General features: G+C 28.7%; 18 protein-coding genes. All 18 read right to left on the bottom strand.

The window, feature by feature from the left end:
- Positions 1-108: 108 nt before the first annotated feature.
- Positions 109-378, bottom strand: coding sequence for a hypothetical protein (locus BN8917_RS03555; protein ID WP_066870742.1), 270 nt, complete (start codon positions 376-378; stop codon positions 109-111).
- 275 nt (positions 379-653) lie between these two features.
- Entirely contained in the window at positions 654-1,085 is a 432-nt protein-coding gene (locus BN8917_RS03550) for a nucleoside 2-deoxyribosyltransferase (protein WP_066870740.1), read from the bottom strand.
- Positions 1,086-1,205: 120 nt separating this feature from the next.
- A complete protein-coding gene (locus BN8917_RS03545) occupies positions 1,206-1,820 on the bottom strand; it encodes a VanZ family protein (RefSeq protein ID WP_066870738.1) in 615 nt (204 codons plus the stop codon).
- Positions 1,821-2,408, bottom strand: a complete 588-nt coding sequence (locus BN8917_RS03540) for a VanZ family protein (RefSeq protein WP_066870736.1) — start codon at positions 2,406-2,408, stop codon at positions 1,821-1,823. It lies immediately after the preceding gene.
- Between the two features lie 155 nt (positions 2,409-2,563).
- Positions 2,564-3,550: an ornithine carbamoyltransferase gene (gene argF / locus BN8917_RS03535; RefSeq protein ID WP_066870732.1), complete on the bottom strand. Its 987-nt coding sequence runs from the start codon at positions 3,548-3,550 to the stop codon at positions 2,564-2,566.
- A gap of 395 nt (positions 3,551-3,945) precedes the next feature.
- Entirely contained in the window at positions 3,946-7,155 is a 3,210-nt protein-coding gene (gene carB, locus BN8917_RS03530; protein WP_066870729.1) for a carbamoyl-phosphate synthase large subunit, read from the bottom strand.
- A 19-nt stretch (positions 7,156-7,174) separates the two neighbouring features.
- Positions 7,175-8,200: a carbamoyl phosphate synthase small subunit gene (locus BN8917_RS03525; RefSeq protein ID WP_066870728.1), complete on the bottom strand. Its 1,026-nt coding sequence runs from the start codon at positions 8,198-8,200 to the stop codon at positions 7,175-7,177.
- A gap of 795 nt (positions 8,201-8,995) precedes the next feature.
- The gene (locus BN8917_RS03520) at positions 8,996-10,105 is read right to left on the bottom strand and encodes an ABC transporter ATP-binding protein (RefSeq protein ID WP_066870726.1); all 1,110 of its coding nucleotides are present in this window, start codon (positions 10,103-10,105) and stop codon (positions 8,996-8,998) included.
- Positions 10,106-10,123: 18 nt separating this feature from the next.
- Positions 10,124-10,600 (bottom strand): hypothetical protein, encoded by a 477-nt coding sequence (locus BN8917_RS03515; protein WP_066870724.1) that lies wholly within the window; start codon positions 10,598-10,600, stop codon positions 10,124-10,126.
- Positions 10,601-10,611: 11 nt separating this feature from the next.
- Positions 10,612-11,556 (bottom strand): ROK family protein, encoded by a 945-nt coding sequence (locus BN8917_RS03510; protein ID WP_066870721.1) that lies wholly within the window; start codon positions 11,554-11,556, stop codon positions 10,612-10,614.
- A 2-nt stretch (positions 11,557-11,558) separates the two neighbouring features.
- Positions 11,559-12,440: an ROK family protein gene (locus BN8917_RS03505; RefSeq protein ID WP_066870719.1), complete on the bottom strand. Its 882-nt coding sequence runs from the start codon at positions 12,438-12,440 to the stop codon at positions 11,559-11,561.
- Between the two features lie 19 nt (positions 12,441-12,459).
- On the bottom strand, positions 12,460-14,700 hold the full coding sequence (locus BN8917_RS03500) for a glycoside hydrolase family 31 protein (RefSeq protein WP_066870717.1): 2,241 nt from the start codon (positions 14,698-14,700) through the stop codon (positions 12,460-12,462).
- Between the two features lie 95 nt (positions 14,701-14,795).
- Positions 14,796-16,226 carry an ABC transporter substrate-binding protein gene (locus BN8917_RS03495; protein ID WP_066870714.1) on the bottom strand — a complete coding sequence of 477 codons (1,431 nt, stop codon included), beginning with the start codon at positions 16,224-16,226 and terminating at the stop codon, positions 14,796-14,798.
- Between the two features lie 168 nt (positions 16,227-16,394).
- Positions 16,395-19,529: an alpha-mannosidase gene (locus tag BN8917_RS03490; RefSeq protein WP_066870711.1), complete on the bottom strand. Its 3,135-nt coding sequence runs from the start codon at positions 19,527-19,529 to the stop codon at positions 16,395-16,397.
- A 34-nt stretch (positions 19,530-19,563) separates the two neighbouring features.
- Entirely contained in the window at positions 19,564-20,517 is a 954-nt protein-coding gene (locus tag BN8917_RS03485) for a carbohydrate ABC transporter permease (RefSeq protein WP_066870709.1), read from the bottom strand.
- Positions 20,518-20,538: 21 nt separating this feature from the next.
- Complete coding sequence (locus BN8917_RS03480; protein WP_066870707.1) at positions 20,539-21,531, bottom strand: ABC transporter permease; 993 nt, start codon at positions 21,529-21,531, stop codon at positions 20,539-20,541.
- A 231-nt stretch (positions 21,532-21,762) separates the two neighbouring features.
- Positions 21,763-23,283 (bottom strand): response regulator transcription factor, encoded by a 1,521-nt coding sequence (locus BN8917_RS03475; protein WP_066870703.1) that lies wholly within the window; start codon positions 23,281-23,283, stop codon positions 21,763-21,765.
- Positions 23,284-23,295: 12 nt separating this feature from the next.
- Complete coding sequence (locus BN8917_RS03470; protein WP_066870700.1) at positions 23,296-24,999, bottom strand: sensor histidine kinase; 1,704 nt, start codon at positions 24,997-24,999, stop codon at positions 23,296-23,298.
- Positions 25,000-25,107: the final 108 nt, after the last annotated feature.

The following is a 25,107-nucleotide window of genomic DNA, read 5'->3' as shown; positions in this document are numbered from 1 at the left end:
TCAAACGACTATCTCAATAACTCAGAGATAGTCGTTTTTTACTAACACTTTATTTTAAAATTGATAACTTACTTTTTAATTATATTGATATATTGTATAAGATATTTTCTATGATTTTTTAGAAATACTATTTCTATCAAGTATTTCACATGAGTAATATTTACTACCCATGAAAGGATTATTAAAAGCTAGTCTTTTTGCATCTTCATATGTATTGGCTTCAACAATTAAAGATCCACATCTTTTTCTATATGTACCACCCCAAAGAAGATATTTTGATGAATCAAGTTTTAAGTAACTATCTCCATTTTGCTCCCTATACTTTTTCATTTCTTCATCAACTCTATAACTAATTTTTAATAATACATTTGTTCTCATATAAAAACCTCCTATTAACCTTATAATCAATATATATTATGTAAATCAAACTTTTATTCTTAAAAATTTAAATCACATATGAGAACATTCGTTCTATATACAAGATACCAAACAAACGTTCCCCTGTCAACATAAACTCTTATTTTATACCATTTTTCTACAAACACTTTTCGAGTTATATCTTTATTTTTCTCATTATTAGGACGATTATCTATATTTTATATTTAAAAATAAAATAAGCTATCTCATAAGAGATAACTTATTTTCTATGTATATTACCATACGTAGTTATCGTATGTTTTTCTTGGCATCTTTTCAAAGTCATAGGCTCTTAATTCATCTAATGATGAAAGATAAGCTGTTAAACTATCACTTATCATTAAGTTAACTGCCTTATCTGATAAGTTAACAATTATAACTGGTTTCTTTGTTGCATATGCATAACCACATTCCCAAGCTGTTCCACTGTCTGAATAGTTTCCATTTGATATTATTGCAACTACGATGTCAGCTGTATCAATTCCATTTATATCTCCTGCAAATGTAGCGTCTCTCCATTCTTTTGAACCAAATTCTAAATGTTTATTTTGGTTTTCAAATGGTGCAAAAACTTCAAATCCCTTTTCTTCTCTTAATATCTTCTTTACGTTTTCCATTCTTTCGATTTCTACATCATTGAAAAAAGGTGATGCTAAATATACTTTCATGTTAAACTCTCCCTATTCTTCATTTTAACTAAAAACACAATATATTGTTTTTAATTTCTTTCTAAATACTATATATAGTATTATATATAACTTGTCCAATAATAGCAAATATTTTTTTACTTATTTTTCACTAGAATATCTTTTTACAAATCCCATTACAATCCTACTAACAATATATCCAATCATGATACCAACCATATTTACTACTATATCACTAACATCAAATACTCCTCGCTTAAATACATTTTGGAATAGTTCAATATTAAACTCTATAGATAATGCAAAAAGTCCAGCTTCCCATATTTTATACTTTCTAAGTAAATATCCTATAGGAATAAAGAATATCACATTTCCTACTAAATATAATTGATTTCTTACATGATCTAATCCATGCATAAAGTTTAAAGGATTTAATATAATTCCTCTTTGAACTTTTGGTCTAGCAAATAATAAAAGAAACATCGTTCCTGCATATAAACCAAATATAAAAAATTTCAATACTGCTCCTATTTTTCTTCTAAAAATCATTAGAAATACTAGATAGATAAGCATTACCGTAGTAAGTTTAAAGAAATTATATATTATAAATCCTTTCATACCATTAAGATTTATCAATATAAAACTCTCGATACATCTTCTTATTATGACCTTATAAAATACAGCTCCTAATACTACTGATATACCTAATAAAATAAGCTTTATAAAAAAGTTTATTATTAACTCTTTATACTTCATTTACTCTCTCTTTTCTCTCCTTTTCTTAGGTTTTCTAAATGAAAAATAGCCTACATAAACACCTATAATACTAAATATAATATCATTTACATCAAAATAGCCTGACTTTAAAGCATATTGCGATAACTCTATGGTTAAAACTAATAATACCACAAATGCAAAGCTCTTTAATACATTTTCTTTTCTTAAAAGGTAACCAATTGGGAGAAATAACGCTATATTTTTAATTAATATAAAAACATACTCTAATCCTGAAAATGATAATTTATTAAAAGGATTTAATCTAAATCCACTCCCCCCTTTGTTTATAGCAAAATTAATTATAAAAAATAAAATAAAATAATGAGCCCATAAAACATATATAAAGAATTTTGGTAACTTTCTTTCTAAAAGAAAGCTAAGTGATATATATATTAAGACCATACAAGAAGTCATAAAAAATAAAGCTATTAAACTTTCAAATCTGCTATTTGGCACTATTTTATTACTTACAGTTTCCCCTATAAAAAAATATAGTAAATAACCAACCATCAATGAAAATAAACTTACCCAAAATCCATTAAATCTTTCTCTACTTCTAACATTCATAAATATCTACCTCAACTCATATAATAATATTTAAACTATTTTTATTTTACCATTATTTACCAATTTATAGTAGATATTATTATTATCTTTTAATATAATTTTATAAAAATGAAAAAAGGAGTTATGTTTTAAACTCAAAACATAACTCCTTTTTTCTATCCTATAGTTGCAACCATAACTGCTTTTATAGTATGCATCCTATTTTCTGCCTCATCAAAAACTACTGAATTCTTACTTCTAAAAACTTCATCATCAACTTCTCTTATATCGACTCCAAGTTCTTCTTTAGCTTTTCTAGCTACTTCTGTATTAAAATCATGAAAAGCTGGTAAGCAATGCATAAATAAGCAATCTTCATTTTCAGTAAGTTTCATTAAATCTTTAGTTACTTTATAATCTTTTAGAAGATTTACTCTTTCAAGCATTTTATCTTCTTCACCCATTGAGCACCATATATCAGTATAGATAACATCTGCACCCTTTACATCTATAATCTTATCAGTTACCTCTATAACAGCCCCTGTTTCTTTTGAAATCTCATCTACCCTTTTTAAAACATTGATATCAACTTTTAACTCTTTTGGCCCTAATGCTATAAAGTGCATTCCCATTTTGGCAGCTCCATACATTAAAGCATAACTCATATTATTTCTTATATCTCCTACAAATACTACTTTAACCTTATTAAGCGGTTTTACTAACTTTTCTTCAATAGTCATAAAATCAGCAAGTATCTGTGTTGGATGATCAACATCTGTTAATCCATTCCATACTGGAATTCCTGAATATTTTGCTAGAGTATCTACAGTTTCCTTTTTAAATCCTCTAAATTCAATTCCATCATACATTCTTCCTAAAACTTTTGCAGTATCTTCTATACTCTCTTTTTTACCCATTTGAGAGTTTGTTAAAAAAGTTACTCCTGCACCTTCATCCATTGCCCCAACTTCAAAAGCACATCTTGTTCTAGTAGATGTTTTCTCAAATAAAATAACTATGTTTTTTCCCTCTAATAAATTTCCCTTAATACCGGCTCTTTTTTTCCTTTTTAAATCATGAGCTAGGTCTAAAAGATATCTAATTTCCTGAGGTTCAAAATCCAAAAGACTTAAAAAGCTCTTTCCCTTTAAATTTATAGCCACGCTCAGCCCCTCTTTATTTATTGCTTATTGTTATATATATAACAATATTTATAATTATACTCTTTAAAACTAATAATTACAAGTTTTTACTGTATAAATACTACTTTTAATGTATATTATTCATTTTTTTATTTTATTCAAAAGTAACTCCTTTCAATAGTATCAAAAAGAGTTACTTTTGTTTTTATTTTTATTAAATTAATTATTCTATATCTTCAATTACTCAATACCTTTTACTTAAATAGCCTACTCAATTTTTTATCCCTAATATAACTTCTTCTCATATCTTTCAATACAACTCATTTTCATATTCATTCAAATGAGTAAGTTTAAGTACTCAAATTAAGATTTGAACTTTCACTTAAGTTCGACTTACCAAATTAAAATTTGGAGTCTCACTTATGCACTACATCATAGATTTCTAAATCTTCTTTGTGTACTCCTTGTTGTTGTAAATCAACTAATGCCTTTAAAGTATCTAAAGCTGTCATTACACCTATATTTCTTTCGATAGCTGCTCTTCTAATATGGAATCCATCTCTCTTTGAATCATTTCCTTTAGTTGGTGTATTAACAACTAAGTTAATTTCTCCATTTACAACTACATCTAAAATATTTGGTTTTTCTTCAGTAATTTTTCTAACTATTTCTGCTTCTATTCCAGCTTCTTTTAATGAAATTGCTGTTCCCTCTGTTGCTACAAACTCGTAACCTAAACTTGAAAGTCCTTTAGCAATTTGTATAAATTCTTTCTTATCATGATTGTTGATTGTTGCAAGAATCTTTTTACCTTTATCTCCAGTATACATTCCAGCTGCTACAAATCCTTTGTGTAATGCTTCATAGATATTTTTACCTACTCCTAAAACTTCTCCTGTTGATCTCATTTCTGGTCCAAGACTTACTTCAACATTTGGTAGCTTTTGAGTTGAGAATACAGGAACTTTAACTGATACTAAATCAGGTTCTGCATAAACTCCAACTCCATATCCTAAATCTTTAAGCTTTGCTCCAAGCATTATCTTTGTAGCTAAATCTACTATTGGAACTCCACTTACCTTTGAAATATAAGGAACAGTTCTTGATGCTCTTGGATTTACTTCTATAACATATAGGTTACCTTGAAATTCAATAAACTGAATATTTATCATACCCTTTATTCCAATTCTAAGAGCAAGTTTCTTTGTATAATCTAATACATCGGCCTTAATCTTATCTGTTATATTTTGACTTGGATACATTGTTATACTGTCTCCTGAGTGAACTCCAGCTCTTTCTAAATGTTCCATTATTCCAGGTATTAAAACATCTTCACCATCTGATATTGCATCTACTTCTATTTCAGTTCCCATTAAGTACTTATCTATAAGTATTGGATTTTTACTATCTTTTTCAAAAGCATTACTTAAATAGAATCTTAATTCTTTTTCATCATGAGTTATCTCCATTCCTTGTCCACCAAGAACAAATGATGGTCTAACTAGAATTGGATATCCTAATTTTTCTGCTTCTTTTACTCCCTCTTCAACTGACCAAATACCTTTTCCTTTTGGTCTTGCAATTCCAAGCTCTTCTAAAAGCTCATCAAATTGTTCTCTATCTTCAGCAAGATCTATTTGATCTGAAGTTGTTCCAAGTGTCTTTATATTTTTATCCTTTAAGAACTTAGCAAGTTTAATTGATGTTTGCCCTCCAAATTGAAGAATAACTCCATCTGGATTTTCTTTATCAATAATACTTAATATATCTTCTTCTACTAAAGGTTCAAAATATAGCTTATCTGATATATCAAAGTCTGTACTTACCGTTTCAGGGTTATTATTAATTATTATTGTTTCTATACCTTGTGATCTAAGTGATTTAACACAATGAACTGAAGCATAATCAAATTCAACCCCTTGTCCTATTCTAATAGGACCTGAACCTATAACAATAACTTTCTTTTTATCAGAAACTACAACTTCATCATATTCATCATAAGTTGAGTAATAATATGGTGATACAGCATCAAACTCTCCTGCACAAGTATCAACCATCTTATAAACTGGTTTAATACTCCATATATTTCTTAATCTATAGATTTCATCAGTCTTAACACCAATCATATCTCCTATAGCTTTATCAGAAAATCCTTTTTTCTTAAGCTCTAATAACCATTCTTTATTTAAATCATCTACCTTTGAATTAACAAGCTTTTCTTCTTCTCTTACAATACTCTTGAACTTTTCTAAGAAGAATACATCTATTCCTGTTATTCTTGAAACCATATCTATTCTATAATCTCTTCTTAACATTTCTGCTAAAGCAAAGATTCTTTGGTCATCAGGTGTTATAACTTTTTCTCTAAGCTTTTCCATTGAAAGCTTAGCAAACTTTTTATCCTGTAATGAGAATTTTCCTATTTCAAGAGATCTAAGTCCCTTTAAGAATGCTGATTCAAAATTTGAACCTATAGCCATCACTTCTCCTGTTGCCATCATTTTAGTTCCTAAAACTCTATCAGCGCCTTCAAATTTATCAAAAGGCCACTTAGGTATCTTAGCTACTACATAGTCAATAGTAGGCTCACAGCAAGCAAATGTCTTCTTAGTTACTGAGTTAACTATTTCATCTAAAGTGTAACCAAGTGCTATCTTCGTAGCAACTTTAGCTATTGGATATCCTGTTGCTTTTGATGCAAGAGCTGATGAACGTGATACTCTTGGATTAATTTCTATAACTGCGTATTCAAAAGAATTTGGATTTAAAGCAAACTGTACATTACATCCACCTTCTATCTTAACAGCATCTATTATATTCATTGATGCTGTTCTAAGCATTTGAGTTTCTTTGTTAGATAAAGTTTGACAAGGAGCTACAACTATTGAATCCCCTGTATGAATTCCTACAGGGTCAATATTCTCCATATTACATACAGCTATCTTATTTCCCTTTGAATCTCTTATTACTTCATACTCAATTTCTTTCCAACCTTTAACGCTCTTTTCTAAAAGAACTTGTCCTATAGCACTTAATTGAAGACCTAATGAAAGTGTTACTTTAAGTTCATCTTCATTATTAGCTATTCCACCACCAGTTCCTCCAAGTGTATATGCTGGTCTTACTATAACTGGGTAACCTATCTTTTTAGCAAATTCTAAACCTGCTTCTAAATTATGAACTATTTCACTTTGAATAACTGGTTCATTAATATTTTTCATCATATCTCTAAAGAGCTCTCTATCTTCTCCTTCTTTGATTGATTCAATTGATGTACCAATTACTCTTATTCCGTACTTTTCTAAAATTCCTTTTTCATAAAGCTCAACAGCTAAATTTAAACCAGTTTGGCCACCCATTCCTGCAAGAAGTGAGTCAGGTCTTTCTTTCTTTATTACTTTTTCAACATATTCAACAGTTAATGGCTCTAAATAAATTTTATCTGCAACTTCTTTATCAGTCATTATAGTAGCTGGATTAGAGTTCATTAAAACAACTTCTAAACCTTCTTCCTTTAACGTTTGACATGCTTGTGTTCCTGAATAATCAAATTCAGCTGCTTGTCCTATAACTATTGGGCCTGAACCTATAACTAAAACCTTTTTGATATCTTTATTTAATGGCATAAATTTTTCCTCCTAACAACTACTTTAAAAACTCATCAAAAATAAATTCACTATCTCCACTTGGTACAAATTGTACTGAAAGTAAATCTAACTCTTTATGTTTAAGTCCTGCTACTGTGCTATCATTTACATTTTTATAGATAACTTCCATAGCTTCTGGTACCTCTGATACATAATATCCTTGACTTTGTGATGTTATATAAACCCTACCTGTATTTAAATCTTTTACTGGATGATTTGATCCTCTATGACCAAAATCAAGCTTTGAAGTCTTTCCACCCATAGCAATAGCTAAAAGTTGATGTCCAAGTCCTATAGCACTTATTTTCATCTTCTCTGAAAGTTTAGCTATTTCCTTTGATATTTCTTTTATATCTTCTGGATTTCCAGGACCGTTAGATAAAAATACTACGTCTGGATTTATATTTAATATTTCTTCTGCTTTTGTGTTATATGGGAATATTGTTATATCACAACCTCTTTTTATGAAATTAGATAAAACACTATTTTTTATACCTAAATCTAATATAGCTACTTTCTTTTCTGCACCTTCAATTCTATAAGCTTCTTTTGTTGAAACTTCTTTGACTACATCAGCATTTGAAAATCTAGCTATCTTTTCTTCTACTTCACTTAAAGTAAAATCATCTAAAGTTATAAGACCTTTCATAGAACCCTTATTTCTTAAAAGCTTTGTTAAAGCTCTAGTATCTATATCTTCTAAGCCTAAGATCTTATTATGCTTTAAATAATAATCTAATTCTAATTCACATCTGAAATTATTTGGGAATGAACATTTTTCCTTTACTATAAGACCCTTTATTTGAACAGAGTCTGATTCAATATCTTCTAGGTTAATACCATAGTTTCCTATTAAAGGATATGTCATTGTTACGATTTGTCCATGATAAGAAGGGTCTGTTATAACCTCTTGATATCCAGCTATTGATGTTGTAAAAACTACTTCTCCAATAGCCTCCTTTAAATATCCAAAGGCTTTACCCTCAAAAATTGTTCCATCTTCTAATATAAGCTTTGCTTTCATTAATTTAGACCTCCTAATAATTTACTAGAAAAACACACTTTAAAAGGTCTTATCCAACTTAGTTAAATTAAAATTTTAAAAAAAGGTAATAGAGAGATTAAAACTACGCATAATCCCCTATTACCTTTCTATATTAATTGGAATACAAAATCCAAAGCTATTCTCTTTTGAAATGCAATATTGTTGTTAAATTCTTTATTTCTCATTACTATACCTCTTTCTGGCCTCACGGGACCAATTTAAAGTGTATTTTCTAAATCTTACTACATATTGTAAGTTAAAAACCAAAAATAGTCAATACATTTTTAAACAAAAAGGTTCAAGCCCCGAGTATAAATACCCAGGGCTTGAACTAATTTCAACCTATTTACCTACTTCATTGTCCTATTGAAGCAATTTCTATTATTATATATACTCGCCTTTTTGTCAATTATTTTTTGTTATGTTTAGTAGAAATTTTAAATTTAGCAACTATATTTCGATAAAATACCCTAGTTTTTTAACAACTTTGCCACTTATTATAAATATTATTAAATAAACTTATTCCAAGAATAATATAATTTTCTATAAAAAATTTTTGTTATAAAAATAAAAAACAAAGAGCTTATCTATTAAATTTAGATAAACCCTTTATCATGTTGACTAATATTTATTTAAAGATGAATTTCATCTTTTAAACTTTTTATGAATAAGTTCAGCTTGCAAAAATAAATTTTGGAGCTTTACTTATGAAACTCAGCTCATCTTCATTCACTGAGTAAGTTCAGCTTACCAAAACAAGTTTTGGGGCTTCACTTAGAATATTGTGTATTGTTCTTCTTTATCAAATATGTGTAATTTGCTAAAGTCTAATGTATATCTTACTTCATCTCCTGGAGCGTATCCTTCACCTGTAGTTGTTTTAATAATCATATTTCTATTTTCAACTAATAAATAAAGATATGTTTCTGCTCCTAAGTTTTCGGCAACATCAACTTTTCCTGTAAATACTATAGCGCCATCTTTTTCTAAATCTGATTTTTTACAGCTTATATTTTCTGGTCTTATTCCAACTATAACTTCTGCATTTGCATGCTTTGTTCCCTTTATTTTATCAGCCTTATCTTTTGGAAGCTCAATTCTTTCACCAAGCATTTCAAGATAAACTTTTCCACCCTCTTCTATAGTTTTACCATAGAAATTATTCATTTGAGGACTTCCTATAAAGCTAGCTACAAACATATTTGCTGGGTGTTCATATATTTCCTTAGGTGATGCAACTTGTTGAATAACTCCATCTTTCATAACTACTATTCTTGTTCCAAGAGTCATAGCTTCTGTTTGATCGTGAGTTACATATATGAATGTAGTTTTTAACTTATTATAAAGTTTAGCTATTTCTGTTCTCATTTGAACTCTAAGCTTTGCATCTAAGTTTGAAAGAGGCTCATCCATTAAGAAAACTTTTGGATGTCTTACTATAGCTCTTCCCATAGCAACTCTTTGTCTTTGACCTCCTGATAGAGCCTTAGGCTTTCTTTCTAATAAATGTTCCATATCAAGAATCTTAGCTGCTTCTCTAACCTTTTTATCTATTTCTTCTTTTGGAGTTTTTCTAAGCTTTAAACCAAAGGCCATATTATCATATACTGTCATATGTGGATATAAAGCATAGTTTTGGAATACCATAGCTATATCTCTATCCTTAGGCTCTACATCATTCATAACATCATCGCCTATATATAATTCACCATTTGATATATCTTCAAGCCCTGCAATCATTCTTAAAGTTGTTGACTTACCACATCCTGAAGGACCAACTAAAACTATAAATTCCTTATCTTTAATATCTAAATTAAAATTATCAACCGCCTTAACATTTCCATCATATATCTTATCTATATTTTTTAATACTACCTTTGCCATTTTACTCTTCCCCCTAATTTAAATCCCATTAAAAACTCTTGGATTAATTCTTCTGCATATTTCTAACATTTTTCTATCCATAGCAATTTTATAAGCTCTTATTTGATTTTTTTCTTTAACATATAAAACTTTTTTATTTAACTTATTTTCAACATCAATATAAGTATCTATAACTTTACAAGCTTTTTTATCTGCTTCAACTTCAATTATGTTTTTTAACTCTATATTTGCAATTCTTTTTCTTTTCTTTTTATTTAAAATCTTTGTTATAGTTAATTCATCACAAACAAGTTCATATTCATATTCCACAAATTTATTATTTGAGTAAATCAATAATCCTAGATAAATTAAAGCCATAATAATTGATATTACCCAATTTCCAAGACCAAAGACTGCAACTGCAATCAAGAATAATAATAAACTTGATAAAGTATTTACCGTATTTTGATTTGGTCCATAATTTTTAGTTAAAAATTGCTCATAACATTCTTCCATATTTATCGCCTCTATTTACTTTCCACAATTGCTAGAGCTACCGCTCCTAAAACTCCTGCTTTTCCACCAAGCTTTGATGGTACTACCTTACAATGATTACGTATTGTATTTAAACATCTATCTTGCATTTCTTCATCAATGATATCGAAAACTATATCTCCACCATTAATTACTCCACCACCAACAACTATAACATCTGGATCAAAGCTATTTGCTGCATTTGCAACTGCTACTCCAAGATATCCTAAACATTCTCTTAATATACTCTTTGATACCTTGTCCCCATTTTCAGCTTCAGCAAAAACTTCCTTAGCTGTAGGATTTTCATATTTTTTAAGACTTGTTACAACATTACTTGTAATTGCTTCATTTGCAAGTCTCATAATAGCTGTTCCTGAAGCAAGTGTTTCTACACATCCCCTATTTCCACAGCCACATCTTCTACCATCATACTTAATAGTTGTATGACCAAGTTCTAAAGCATTTGATGTACTTCCTCTATATAATTTTCCATTTAAAACAGCTCCTGCTCCAACTCCTGTACTAGTAGTTATGAAAATCATATTTGTTGAACAAGTTCCAGCTCCAAAAGTAAATTCTGCTAGTGTAGCTGCATTAGCATCATTATCTAAATATGTTTTGATTCCAAACTCATTTTCTATATCTTTAACTATTTCATAATTCTTAAATGGTAAGTTTGGTGGTTCAGCAATTATTCCCTTTCTTACATCTAAAGGCCCTGGTGAACCTATTCCTATAGCTTTTACTAATGAAATATTTATATCTCTAGTAACTATTCTTATACTTTCTTTTATTTTTTCTATTATTTGTTCTGGTCCTTTACTCGCTTCTGTTGGTAAGATGAATTCTTCTTTTATTCTTCCTTCTTCATCTGCTAAAGCTGTATATATTTTAGTTCCTCCAAGATCTACTCCAACAAAAAATTGATTGCACATATCTAATTACCTTCCTTTATAAAATTTGCAACAGCACCTATTAAATTAGCATCCTTTTTATGTGTACATGTAAGTACCTGTGGTCTAACCTTTGCGATTTCGACTTTGCTCATTATTTCATCTATTTTTTCGTTAATTCTATCAATAAAATCTTCTCTTTCGCTTATTGCTCCACCAAGTAGAATCATCTCTGGATCGTAAACATATTGAATATTAAATATTCCTATTGCTAAATTCTTATAAAATCTTTCTATAGCTTCTATACAAACTTCATTACCATTTGCTGCTTCTTCAAATATTTTTACTCCATCCCAAGATTCATCATTATAATATTTTCTAACTCTTCTTACGAATGACATTGTTGAAGCAACTTCACTGAAGTTATAAAATTGTCCATCTTCTTCCTCCATTAACATGTAACCAAATTCACCACCATGTAAATGCTTTCCGTGATGTATTTTTCCATTGTTAACTATTGCTCCACCAATTCCTGTACCACAAACTAAGAACATCATATCTGATACACCTTTTGCAGTTCCTGAGAAAACTTCTGCTAAAGCTGCACAATTTGCATCATTTTCTATACTTGCTTTTAATGAAGTTCTTTTTAAAATTTCTTCTTTCCAATTAGGTCCATGTATACAAGGAACTGCACTAGCTCCTCCAACTATTCCTGTTTTTGTATCTACAGCTCCAGGTGAACTTATTGCTACACCTTCAATCTCATATTTTTCTTTCATTGAATTTATCCATTCAACTATATTTCCCATTAAAGCTTCAAATGTTTCTTCAACTTTAACAAAACCTTTTTCTTTTAAATTTCCTTCTCTATCTGAAACAGCAACCTTAATTGATGTTCCTCCAATATCTAAACAAGCTATCATTTAACTTTCCCCCTAAAATCTAATTAATAAAAATAAATTCTTTCTTCCTTTCTTCTAGGCCTTTATTTAGATAATTTATATCTATATTTTTATCATTTACATTTATTGAAATTAGATTAAATTCTCCATTTTTATACTTCATAGTCTTACCATCATCATAATAATGATCCGTCTTTGCATTTTTTCCATAAACCTTATAAGTAAATGTATCTGGTTGGCTTTCAACATTCATATAACTTTCTTTATAAGTTGGTATTATACTTCCTGATTTAATAAAGATTAAAATTTCATCTAAACCACAGCTTAATCTATATCTTTTGCCTCCACTTAATTTTTCACCTGAATCATATCTATACCAATCTCCCTCTGGAAGATAAACTATCTTTTCTCTTTCACTCTCATATAAAACAGGAGCTACTAAAATACTTTCTCCAAACATGAATTCTTCTTTTAGATTCCATACATTTTTATCTCTTGGATACTCCATAACTAATGGTCTAAATACTGGTAAACCTTCTTTATATGATTTATAAAACTCACTATAAATATAAGGTAATAATTCATATCTTAATTTAATAGCTTTCTTTGCTATATTTTCAGCATTTTTACCAAAGGCCCAAGGTTCTTGTCTTCTTGTATACATATTTGAATGATTTCTAAAGATAGGTAAGAATGTTCCAAGTTGCATCCATCTTATAAATAACTCCTCTGTAGTATCTAAGCCAAATCCTCCAACATCATTTCCAACAAAAGAGAATCCACTTATACCTAGATTACAATTCATAGGAATTGACATTCTCATCTGGCTCCAAAGACTCATATTATCGCCAGTCCATACTGATGAATACCTTTGTCCACCTGCATAAGTAGCTCTTGTCATTGAAAACTCTCTCTTATTTCCATCAAGCTCTCTTTGTGCTTCATGTGAACATCTGCTCATTTCCATTCCATATCTATTATGGAATTCACTATGTTCTATAACTCCATCATCTGAATTATGAATACAAGTTTCTAACATAGTTTTATGATCATTATTGAAAACACAAGGCTCATTCATATCATTCCAAATACCATCCATCTCATATTTAGAAATAAAACCCTTTAATTCTGTTTTCCACCATTCTCTACAATTCTTATTTGAGAAATCTGGGAAAGCACTATCTCCAGGCCAAACAGCTCCAACAAATACTTCACCATCTGCTTTAGTTGTAAAATGATTTCCTTCTTTTCCTCTTTTATAAATTTCATACTCTTCATCAACTTTTACTCCTGGGTCTAAAATTGTAATAACTTTAATCCCTTTTTGATGAAGCTCTTCTATCAATTCTTTAGCCTTATCAAAATGAGGAGTCTTAAATGTCATAACTCTAAATCCATCCATATAGTCTATATCTAGATAAACAACATCTATTGGTATTTCTCTATCCTCAAATTCTTTTATAACATCTTTAACTTCTTCTTGAGTGAAATAGCTAAATCTATTTTGTTGATATCCTAAACTCCATAAAGGCGGCATGTCCATTTTTCCTGTTAAGTTTGAATACTCCTTAACTACATCTTTAATATCCTCTCCTAAAATCAGATAATACTGAATTTGTCCTCCAACTGCTCCAAAGAATATTCTATCCTCATATTTTTCTCCCATATCGAAGAAGCTTCTGTGACTATTATCAAAGAACATCCCATAGCAATTGTTTTCGTTAACTCCTACATAAAACGGAATTGTCTTATAATACATTACTGAATCATCATCTGTTTCTGGATCATCAGTATTAAAGTTTTCTGTGTAATAACCTTTTTTATTAAGTTCTCCACCTTTTTCTCCAAGTCCATAATAAGCATGACAATCATTAACCTTTGATATATAAACTGTTCCATCCTCATCTTTAAAACTTGCTTGGAAATCCTGACATATTGTATTTCCATTAGAATCCTTAAATTTTATTTCACCATTAATCTTATTTACTATAGTTATTACTTTTTCTCCTAAGATAACAAGCTTTTCATCTAATTCTGAAACTGTCAGCTTAACATCTTCTATTTGTTTTATAACAGCATTAGTATTTCTTTCTTCTTCAAATTCTTCACCAATAAAGATCTTTACTATAAAATCATTAAAATATAATATTTTAATTTTTTTAGATGAAAAGTAAACTTCTACTGATGAATTATCTAAGTTATAACCTTTGTAACCATTAAGACTACCATTATATCTTTTTAAATCTTTATCTAAAACTTCCCTATAGTTTAATAATTTCATAATATAAACCTCTCTTTTAAATCTTTTAAAGAAGGAGAGATATATCCTTCACTTAAACTGAATAAATATATCTCTCTTCTAATCATAAATATATTTTATTTCTTTGCCCAAGCATCAATTTGTGATTGCATTTCTGCTATTACTTTGTCAAGTCCTTGTTCTTTAAGCTTTTTATTTAGCTTTTCTACATATTCTTTATTATCAACTGAACCACTATATAATGTTGCTTTATATTCTTCTAAAACATTGTTTATAGCAGCTATTTCATTACTTACTTTCTTAGTATCAAACTTAAATCCAAGTGCTGGTGATTCTTTAGCCTTATCATTAAATTCTTTAAATTCATCCCATTTTGTTAATGGTTCATTATGAAGAACATCTGTAATAAATAAGTTTCCAAGTGTGTAGTAACCAACATTATAATCTTTAAGTCCTCTTTCATTTAACTTAATCTGACCTTCCTTAACTCTTTCATAGTGAGTTCCTTCTATTCCATAGTTAATTAAGTTTCTAAGATATTTATCAGTATTTAATAAGTTTAAGAATTCTACTGCTTTTTCAGGATTCTTAGAATTTCTTGATACACCAATCATTGATCCTGTTGTAGAAGCATTAGTAATATAAGCATCCATCATTTGAGTAGCAACAACATCATATTTTAAGCTCTTTGACCATAAAACATCAGCGTAAGGTTGTCCATCACCCTTAGTAACAAATCTCTTAACTGTTTTATCATCTTGTGCTGTAGCAGCATCTGCATTGATATATCCAAGTTTATAGTATCTTGTTAATGTATCTAATGTTGATTTCATTTTTTCTGTTTCAAACATATTCTTTATTGTTAAATCTTTTTGTCCATATTCAACCCCTATTGGATCTACTAATTGGTCAAAGTATTGTGGAGCTGAGAATCCCTTTGTGATATAGAAAGGAACTACATCTGGTTCTTTTTCCTTTATAAGCTTTAACCATGGCTCTAAATCTTCTAAAGTCTTTATATCTTGATATGGTATGTTATATTTATCAACATACTCTTTTGTAAATGCCCACATTGGAGCTGTTGAAATTTCTTTTTGGTTTGGAACTGCATATGTCTTACCATCAACTTTAGCTCCATCCCAGAATCTTTCATCTATAGCAGCTTTCATATCCTTACCTTGATTGTCTAGGTATTGATCTAATTCTAAGAAAGCACCTTTTCTTGCATTTCCTAAATAATCTCCTGCCCATGAACTAACAAATGCTAAATCAAAATTTTCCCCTGTATTCATGATTACTGACATCTTTTGAGTGTAATCACCATAGTCAATAAAGTTCATATCTATATTGACACCTAATTTTTCCTCTAAATATTTATTAGCTTCTGCTTCAACTAATGATAAGTCCTTTGGTTCTTGACCAATTGTGTACCATTTAAGTGTTACAACGCCGTTATTTGACTTTGCTTCACTCTTACCACACCCTGCTAATACACTAGTTGCTAAAAGACCAGTTAGTCCTAAAGCTAATATTTTTTTTAACTTCATATTAACGTCCCCCTCTGTTAAAACTCATTTTGTATCGTTTACATTTTTAATTATATAGTAAATATTGGTACTATTATAGTGTACTTTTTCAATATTTCATTGTATAAATTCACTTTTATAACACTAAAAAAAGAAGATGCCTTTTTCAAGACAACTTCTTTTTATTTATTATTTTAATTTGAACTTTAATGTCTTAATTTCATAAGGCTTAATTGTAAACTCAACCTTATTACCAGTAGCTGTTAACTCTTCTAAATCTCTTTCCATTAAGTTACACTCTTTAATTTCTGCAATTTCTTTGTAGAATTCTAATGTAGCCTTAGTTGATTTATTATGATATTCATACATTCTTATTATTAGGTGGTCTGAATCTTCGGCCTTCTTAATAACTTCTATCATAACATTTTCTTTATCAACTTTTACGAAACTAAGTTCTGAAGAAAGGTCTCCTTCGTGTGCTTCTTCAACCTTTGTTATTAATGGATTATTTAATTCATAAGCAACTTCTGCTGTATTTGCTTCTTTCCATGTTCCTTCATGAGTATAAATTGAGTAAACAAAATTATGAACTTCTTTATCAGCATCTGGATTTGGATCTGTACCTGATTTAAGAAGTGTTAATCTCATATTACCATCTTGAATATCATGTCCATATTTACTGTTGTTAAGAAGTGAAACCCCAAAGTCTCCTTCTGATAAATCAGCCCACTTATGTCCACAAACTTCAAATCTTGCAACATCCCATGATGTATTATTATGAGTTGGTCTTGTAACATTTCCGTATTGGATTTCATAAGTAGCTTCGCTAGTATTGATTTCTATTGGGAATGCTGCCTTTAATAGAACATCATATTCTTTCCAATCAATTACTGAATCAAAGTCTACTCTAGCTATATCATTGTAGATATATATTTTTTGTGTAATTGTTGATTCTAAGAACTTTCTTTCTATCTTTAATGTACTTCTTACAGGTCCTTGTTCAACAACTTCTATACTTTGAACATCATCAACCTTCCACATTTTTTCTTTATAATAAATATCTATATCCCAGTTATCAAAGCACATAGGTTTATCTTCAAATGCTTGAATTTCATTTCCTATTGCACCATCTTTTAATATTTCTCTATTTGTTTTCTTATCTATGAATGAGATAATTTGTCCCTTATCATCAAACTTAATCTTAACAAATTCATTTTCAGCTTCTTTATTTGTTAACTTAACAAACTGAGCATCTGTCTTTGTAGCTTCTACTATCTTAAAGCTCTTATATCCATTTGCAGGTATATCTTTTGCAAAGAATATAGCCTTATTTCCGTCTATATTTTGACATACTATTTCATTACCATCTTCATCAATTACAGCAACATTTGTTATATCACTTGGAACTTCAAAAGTAGCTATATCACTTCTTTCAAATCCTAATGTATTAGTTACAACAACACTTCTATCCTTTAAGTTAATTTTTGAAGCTATGAAATCTGTACCATCTTTAACTATATTATTAGCATTTTCTATTAATTCTTTATATTCAACAGCTGTAACATCATAAACTTCTTTGATTGATGATCCTGGAATAATATCATGGAATTGATTTAATAATACTGTTTCCCATGAATCATTAATATTCTTTTGTGGGTAATCTGTCTTACCTTCTGCTAATGCTAATGAATGAATCTTTTCTGCTGAAGTATAAAGATTTTCACAAACTCTGTTATCTCTCTTATTTCTAGCCATTGATGTATAAGTTCCTCTATGGTATTCAAGATATAATTCTCCAACCCATTTTGGTAACTTATTATTATCCTTAACTTTTTCTTCTAATCTCTTGAAGTAATCAAGTGATGTTCCCATTTTAACTCTAGGAGCTCCTGGAATACCTTTTGCAAGTCTTCTTCCATTTTCAAGCATTTCTAATGTGGCACCACCACCACCATCTCCCCAACCGAAGGAAATTAAAACATCATCGTTTATATTTTTATTTTGGTATCTTCTCCAAGCACCCATAACAGCATCTGGTTGAATATGACCATTGTAAGTTGTAAAATGTGATTCTCTTTCTTGTCCCGGTCCTGTTGTTGTTATAAAGTGAGTTAGAACTTCTGAACCATCAATACCTTTCCACATAAATGTATCATTAGGAATTTTGTTAAATTGGTTCCAAGCAATTTTTGTTGTCATAAAGTAATCAACATCTGATTTCTTTAATATTTGAGGAATTGCTGCTGAGTAACCAAATACATCTGGTAACCAAAGAACTTTATTATCAACATTAAATTCTTCTTTAAAGAATCTCTTTCCGTGAATGATTTGTCTTACAAGTGATTCCCCTGAAGTTACGTTACAATCAGCTTCAAGCCACATTGAACCTTCTGGTTCCCAAACACCCTCTTTAACTTTTTGCTTAACTTTTTCATATATTTTTGGATGATCTTCTTTTAAGAATTTATAAAGTTGAGGTTGTGATGACATAAATATATACTCAGGATATTCTTCCATAAGTTTTAAAACTGTTGAGAAACTTCTTGAAACTTTTTCTCTTGTTTGAGCAACAGTCCAAAGCCATGCAACGTCTATATGAGTATGTCCAACACAAGTAGCAGTAACATCTTCATGTCCACACATTTCTCCATAGAATTTTTCATTTAAGAAATCGTTAGCTACTTTTACACTTTCATCATATTCTTTAGTCTTAGGTCTTCTTAAATCTACTAAATTGATAGCATCATTTAGCATTGTGATCATATCTATTCTTCTTTTATCTTCTTTCTCTAATTCCTTACATACATCTGCAGGAACTTTTAAGTTGAAGTATAATTCTCTTGAAGCCATATCAATAACAACAAGTTTTCCATGTAATGTTGGTTTTTTATCTGATAACATACCAGCATATGCATGTAAATCTATTTCATATTTTTCACCTGCAACAGCATCGTGACTTAAAATAATTTCTCTGTGATTTATATCAACACCTTGGATTTGTTCTCCATTAACATATAAAATAAATTGAGGATTTGTTGCATCCCAACCTTCATCAAAAGTATGGAAGTTTAATGCTATAGTTTGTCCAGCAAATTCTTCTGGTACTACAACTGAGCACTTGAACCAACCATGACAATCTCTTCCTCCCCATAAATCACCTTTTTTGAAATCTCTCCAACCATCTTCTGGAGCATTCTTTATTAAATCAATGTTATGGTAGTTTCCATCTATATATTTATAACCTTCTATTTCAATACTATTTCTGTAAATATTCTTTTCAATTTCTCTACAAGTTTTATCTATTCTTTCTAATAAGTAATGCATGTTTATCTCTCCTTATTTTCCTTAAACATATTTTTTATTCTTTAACTGCTCCAACTGTTAATCCATTTACAAAATATTTTTGGAAGAATGGATAAGCAAATATTATTGGTAAAGTTGTTATAACAACTATAGCCATCTTCGCTGTTTCAGTTGGCATCTTAGATGCTGCTTCTGCAGCACTAGCTCCCATTGTTGATGCATTGTTAACTAAGAATTCCATTGATGTTTCTATTCTTACTAACAGATACTGTAATGGTATTAAACTATTATCATCTATATAAAGCATGGCATTAAACCAGTCATTCCAGTAAGCTAATGTTAGGAATAATCCTACTGTTGCTATACCTGGTAAAGATATAGGAAGTACTATCTTTAAAAATAATTGCCACTCTGTAGCACCATCAATCTTTGCAGATTCAACAATTGATTCTGGAATTGTTGTTTTAAAGAAAGTTCTAAGAATAATGATATTAAATGAGCTAACACATAAAGGTAATATAAGTGCAAGTAAACTATTTTTAAGATTTAAGAAGTTTACCATTACTAAGTATGATGCAACCATACCACCTGAGAATAACATTGGTATAAATATAACCTTTGTGAAAAACTTCTTGTAAGCAAAACTTTTTCTTGATAATGCATAAGCATACATAGTCATTATTGCTAGTCCAAGTAATGTACCACTAATAGTTACAATTATTGTTATTCCATAAGCTTTTAATATTTGGTTACTTGAAGAGAATATATGCTTATAAGCCTCTAAACTCCATTCAGCAGGCCAAAAACTATATCCATTTGTTCTTAATGCATCTTCACTAGTAAATGAAATGATCATTACAAATACAAATGGTATGATACAAGCTGCTGCTAATAATCCAAATAAAATATTTATAGCAATTTGGCTTTTAGTTGATACTTTATTAAATCTATTTTCCTCAGCTTCTGATGAGGTACTATTTTTTTTGAAAATTTTCTTTATCTTGTCCAAAACATTTTCACACCCTTTCACCTAGAAGAAAGCATTCTCTTCGTCAACTTTTCTAACTATTCCGTTTGTTACAAGTATAAGAATCATTCCTACAAATGATTGATATAATGCAGCAGCTGAACTCATTCCTATGTTTCCAAGGTTCATAAGTCCTCTATAAACATAAGTATCTATAACGTTAGTTACAGAATATAAAGCTCCTGAGTTTTTAGGTAATTGATAGAATAGACCAAAATCTGCTCTAAATATTCCACCAACAGCTGTAATAAACATAATAATCATAATTGGTTTAAGTAGAGGAATTGTGATGTGTTTTATTTGTTGCCATTTAGTAGCTCCATCTATAAGTGCAGCTTCATAATAGCTCTTATCTATACCACATATTGATGCTAAATAAACAACTGTTCCATAACCTACACCTTTCCATTGGCTCATTACAATAATTATTAGAGGCCAATATTTAGACTCTGTATACCATGAAACTGGATCTTTACCCATTTTTACTAAAATTTCATTTAAGAATCCTTTATCTGGGCTTAAGAATGAGTATACGCAGTAACTAACTACAACCCATGATAAAAAGTAAGGTAAGAACATTGAAGTTTGATAAAATTTAGATAACTTTTTATTAAATACTTCTTTTAATAAAATCGCTAGTGTTACTGGAAGAACAACTCCCATCACAATAAATACAGCATTGTACATAACAGTATTCTTAGTAATTAACCAAGCATCTGTACTTTGGAATAAGAACTTAAAGTTATCAAACCAAACCCATTCACTTTGGAATAAACTTTCAAAGAATCCTCCATGTATTCTCCAGTCCTTAAATGCAACCAAAACCCCAAACATAGGTAAATATGCAAATACTAAAAACCATACAAGTCCTGGAATTGTTAAGATTAATAGTCCTAAATTACTTTTAAATTTTGATTTCTTTTTTGAATTACCCTTCTTATTAACAACCTTAGATGAATTTTCTACTTTTTCTTTTACTAATACTTCAGTACTCATCTAACCCCTCCCTTCTGTAAACGTTTGTTAAGTTATGAAATAAATATAACATAGTAATATTTTCCTTTATAGGTTAAAATTTTTAGATTTAGTGTACATATTTAAGTTTCATACATTTTTAGCTTACTAATAATGAAAAATATATTTATCCACAGACAAAATAAGCTAAAATACCTGTGAATAAAATAAAAAAGAGCTGTCTTTTTATAAAAGACAACTCTATAATAAATTCTAATAATTTTTCATTTCTCTAAGTGTTGAAGGACATACACCATAATATTTCTTAAACTTTCTATAGAAATAACTTGTATCAGTATATCCAACTTCTTTTGCTATATTATTAATTTTCATATTAGTAGTTAAGATAAGTTCTTTAGCCTTAGTATTCTTAACTTTATTTAAATAATCAGAGAATGAACATCCAACTTCTTTAGTAAAAATCTGACCTAAATATGAACTATTAATATTATATTTAGCTGATAAAGTCTTAAGACTAAGCTCATTTTTATAATCTTCATTAATTAGATTTATAACTTGCTGAACAACTGGACTATATTGGTTAGCATTATTACTAACTATTTTAATTAATTCGCACAACTCGGTAATTAAGAAATTCTCGATATTAACTCTAGTATCTTCATTACATAAATCAACTATTGTACTACTAAGACTTTCTCTAGCATATTTGTTAGATAACTTAAATTCACTAAGAACTTCATCTGTAAGGAATAGAACTTTAATTGAAAAATCATAAATATTCTTAGGTGTTAAATCTTGATTTTCAAAAATATCTTTAATATAAGTTTCTATCTCCTTAGGCTTTTTCTCTATAATAAGCTTATTTATTTCTTCTATTTCTTTCTTAAAATCTTTCTTCTCTTCTTTAATTCCTAATATCTCATCAAAAAATACTATATTTCCATAACCCTTACTTAAAATATGTTTTTTAATTTTTCTACACTCTCTATAACTTTCTGAAATACTCTTTGCACTATCTACTATATTTCCAACTGATATAAAGACATCTATATTTAAATCTTCTTTTATAGTATTTTTTATAAGTTCAAAGTACTCTTTTAAAGATTCTCTACTAATATCAGAACTTAAAGACTTTATAAGAACTATACTTGAATCATAGTTCCTTATAATCTCAAAATTCTTATCTTCATATTCTCTAATAGTGTTATCTATATTTTCAATAACACTTTCTATATCATCAGCCTTAAAAGAAATATTTGAAGCAATATAAGAATTACTATTAAAATCTAAAGTAATTATATCTTTTATATCAATAATTTCATCAATACCAACTCTTCCCCCTAGAAAATCTATTAACTTATTATTTTTTTCTAAAAGACCTTTTTCTTTTTTCTTCTCTTTATTTACCTCTTCTATTATAGATAATAAAGCCTCTTCTAATTCTTCTTCATTAACAGGTTTTAAAATATATGACTTAACTCCCAGTTCTATGGCACTTTTAGCATATGAAAACTCATCATATCCACTTAAAACTATAAACTTTACATCATCATTTAAATCTTTTAAACTTCTTAAAAGTTCAATACCTGTAACCTTTGGCATATTTATATCTGTAATTACTATGTCAACTGGAAGCTCCTTAAACTTTCTTATAGCTTCTTCTCCATTACTAGCTGTATTTACAACTTCTAATCCAAGATTATCCCAATCTATAATATTCTTAAGCCCTTCAACTATTAAATTTTCATCGTCAACTAACATAACCTTAAACACAAATATATCCCCCTATATCTTTGGAATTTTTACTAATATTTTTGTACCTAAATTTATATCCTTAGTAATTAAAACTCCATATTTTTCTCCATATAATGTTTTTATTCTCTCATTAACATTTAATATTCCTATTGATCTTGTATTATGTTTCTTTTCACTAAGCTTCTCATTTATTTCATCTATTTTCTCTATATCAATCCCTTTACCATTATCCTCAATATGAATAAGAATATCTTTATCTTCACTTACTATAGAAATTACAATCATATTATCATCATCTTCAAGCCTAATTCCATGTATTAAGTAGTTTTCAACTAAAGGTTGTAAAATAAATTTTATAACTTTATTTCCTAGTAAATATTCATCACAATATATCTCATAATTAAACTTTTCTTTATATCTAAACTTAAAAAGTTCGAGATACTTCTTACAATAATCAACTTCACTTTTTATAGTTATAATATCCTTCTCTTTAAGCTGACTTCTAAATAAAGTTGCTAGATTATATAGCATTTTTCCAACCTCTTTATTTCCACTACAAATAGCTTTCATCCTTATAACTTCTAAAGTATTATATAAGAAATGTGGATTTATCTGACTTTGAAGTGCTTTCATTTCAGCATTTTTTTGGTTTATCTCAGCTAAATAACTTTTTTCTATATGTTCCTTTAGCCTTTTACACATCTCATTAAAGTTAAATGCTATATAACTAAGCTCATCATTTTCTTCTCCAACATCTATTGATATATCAAAGTTTCCATCTTTAACCTCATCCATGGCCACTATTACTTTATTCATTCTATTATTTAATTTTTTAATTTTTAAATAAATAATTGCTTCAGCCATTATAAATGCAACTAAATCTAGACAAATTAAAGTAACATATACACCTAAAGGTATATTATCAGCTATCCCTTTAGATATTCTACCTATTACAGCTATATCTTCATCTTGATATTTTGCATTTAAATAATTTCCCCCTTTTATACTTAATAGCTCTTTTTTATCAATGATATTTCCATAATAAAAATTATATTCACCATTAGAGTCATATATAGTATTTCTATCTGAATCCACTATAGATACTTTATTATAGCTATCATACTCCTTTACTACATTCTCAACATTACTCATATTAAAGGTTAACATAAGAAGTCCTGCACTATTAAAATTCTCAGTATTATTTATATTTCTTATATAAGTTATAGAATCCTTATGCGGTATTATTTTCTTATCCACATATCGACTATAATCCTTTATCTTTTCATACTTTATTTGGTTCTTTCTATTAAAGGTACTAATCATTTCTCTGCTAAATGATACTATAGCAACACTCTCTAAATTTTCATATGAATTAAATATCTTTTTTATAAAAAGCTCTGTACCGATATTCCCCATATTAGTACTTTCACTTATAGTATCAAGCCTTTGCTTTTTATACTCACTTAAATCCATATTTATAAAATTGAGCATATCAAATAATACATCCTTATGATAATAAATATCATCTATTATCCTATTAGTTGCTGAAAGATCCTCATCAAGTTTTCCAGCTACCTCATTTACCATTTGCTGATTTATGTATAAATTTTTATCCTTTGTACTATCACTAAAATATTTTAAAAAATATATATCTAACGAGACTATAAGCAAGATTATAACAGCAGTATAAACTGTAAAGACTCTTCTATATATATTTTTCTCTCTACTTTTCAAATGACTGCCCCCCTAACAATATCAATTTTTAAGTAGTAATTCTTTTCTTGATAATACCATAATTGACAAAATAAATATTTTTAAATATACTTTATTTTACTACATTTA

It is taken from the genome of Clostridium mediterraneense, assembly GCF_900091705.1.
Classification (GTDB): Bacteria; Bacillota; Clostridia; order Clostridiales; family Clostridiaceae; genus Sarcina; species Sarcina mediterraneense.
Note: the sequence above shows the minus strand (reverse complement) of the source record. Positions and strands in the feature narration are given on the sequence as shown.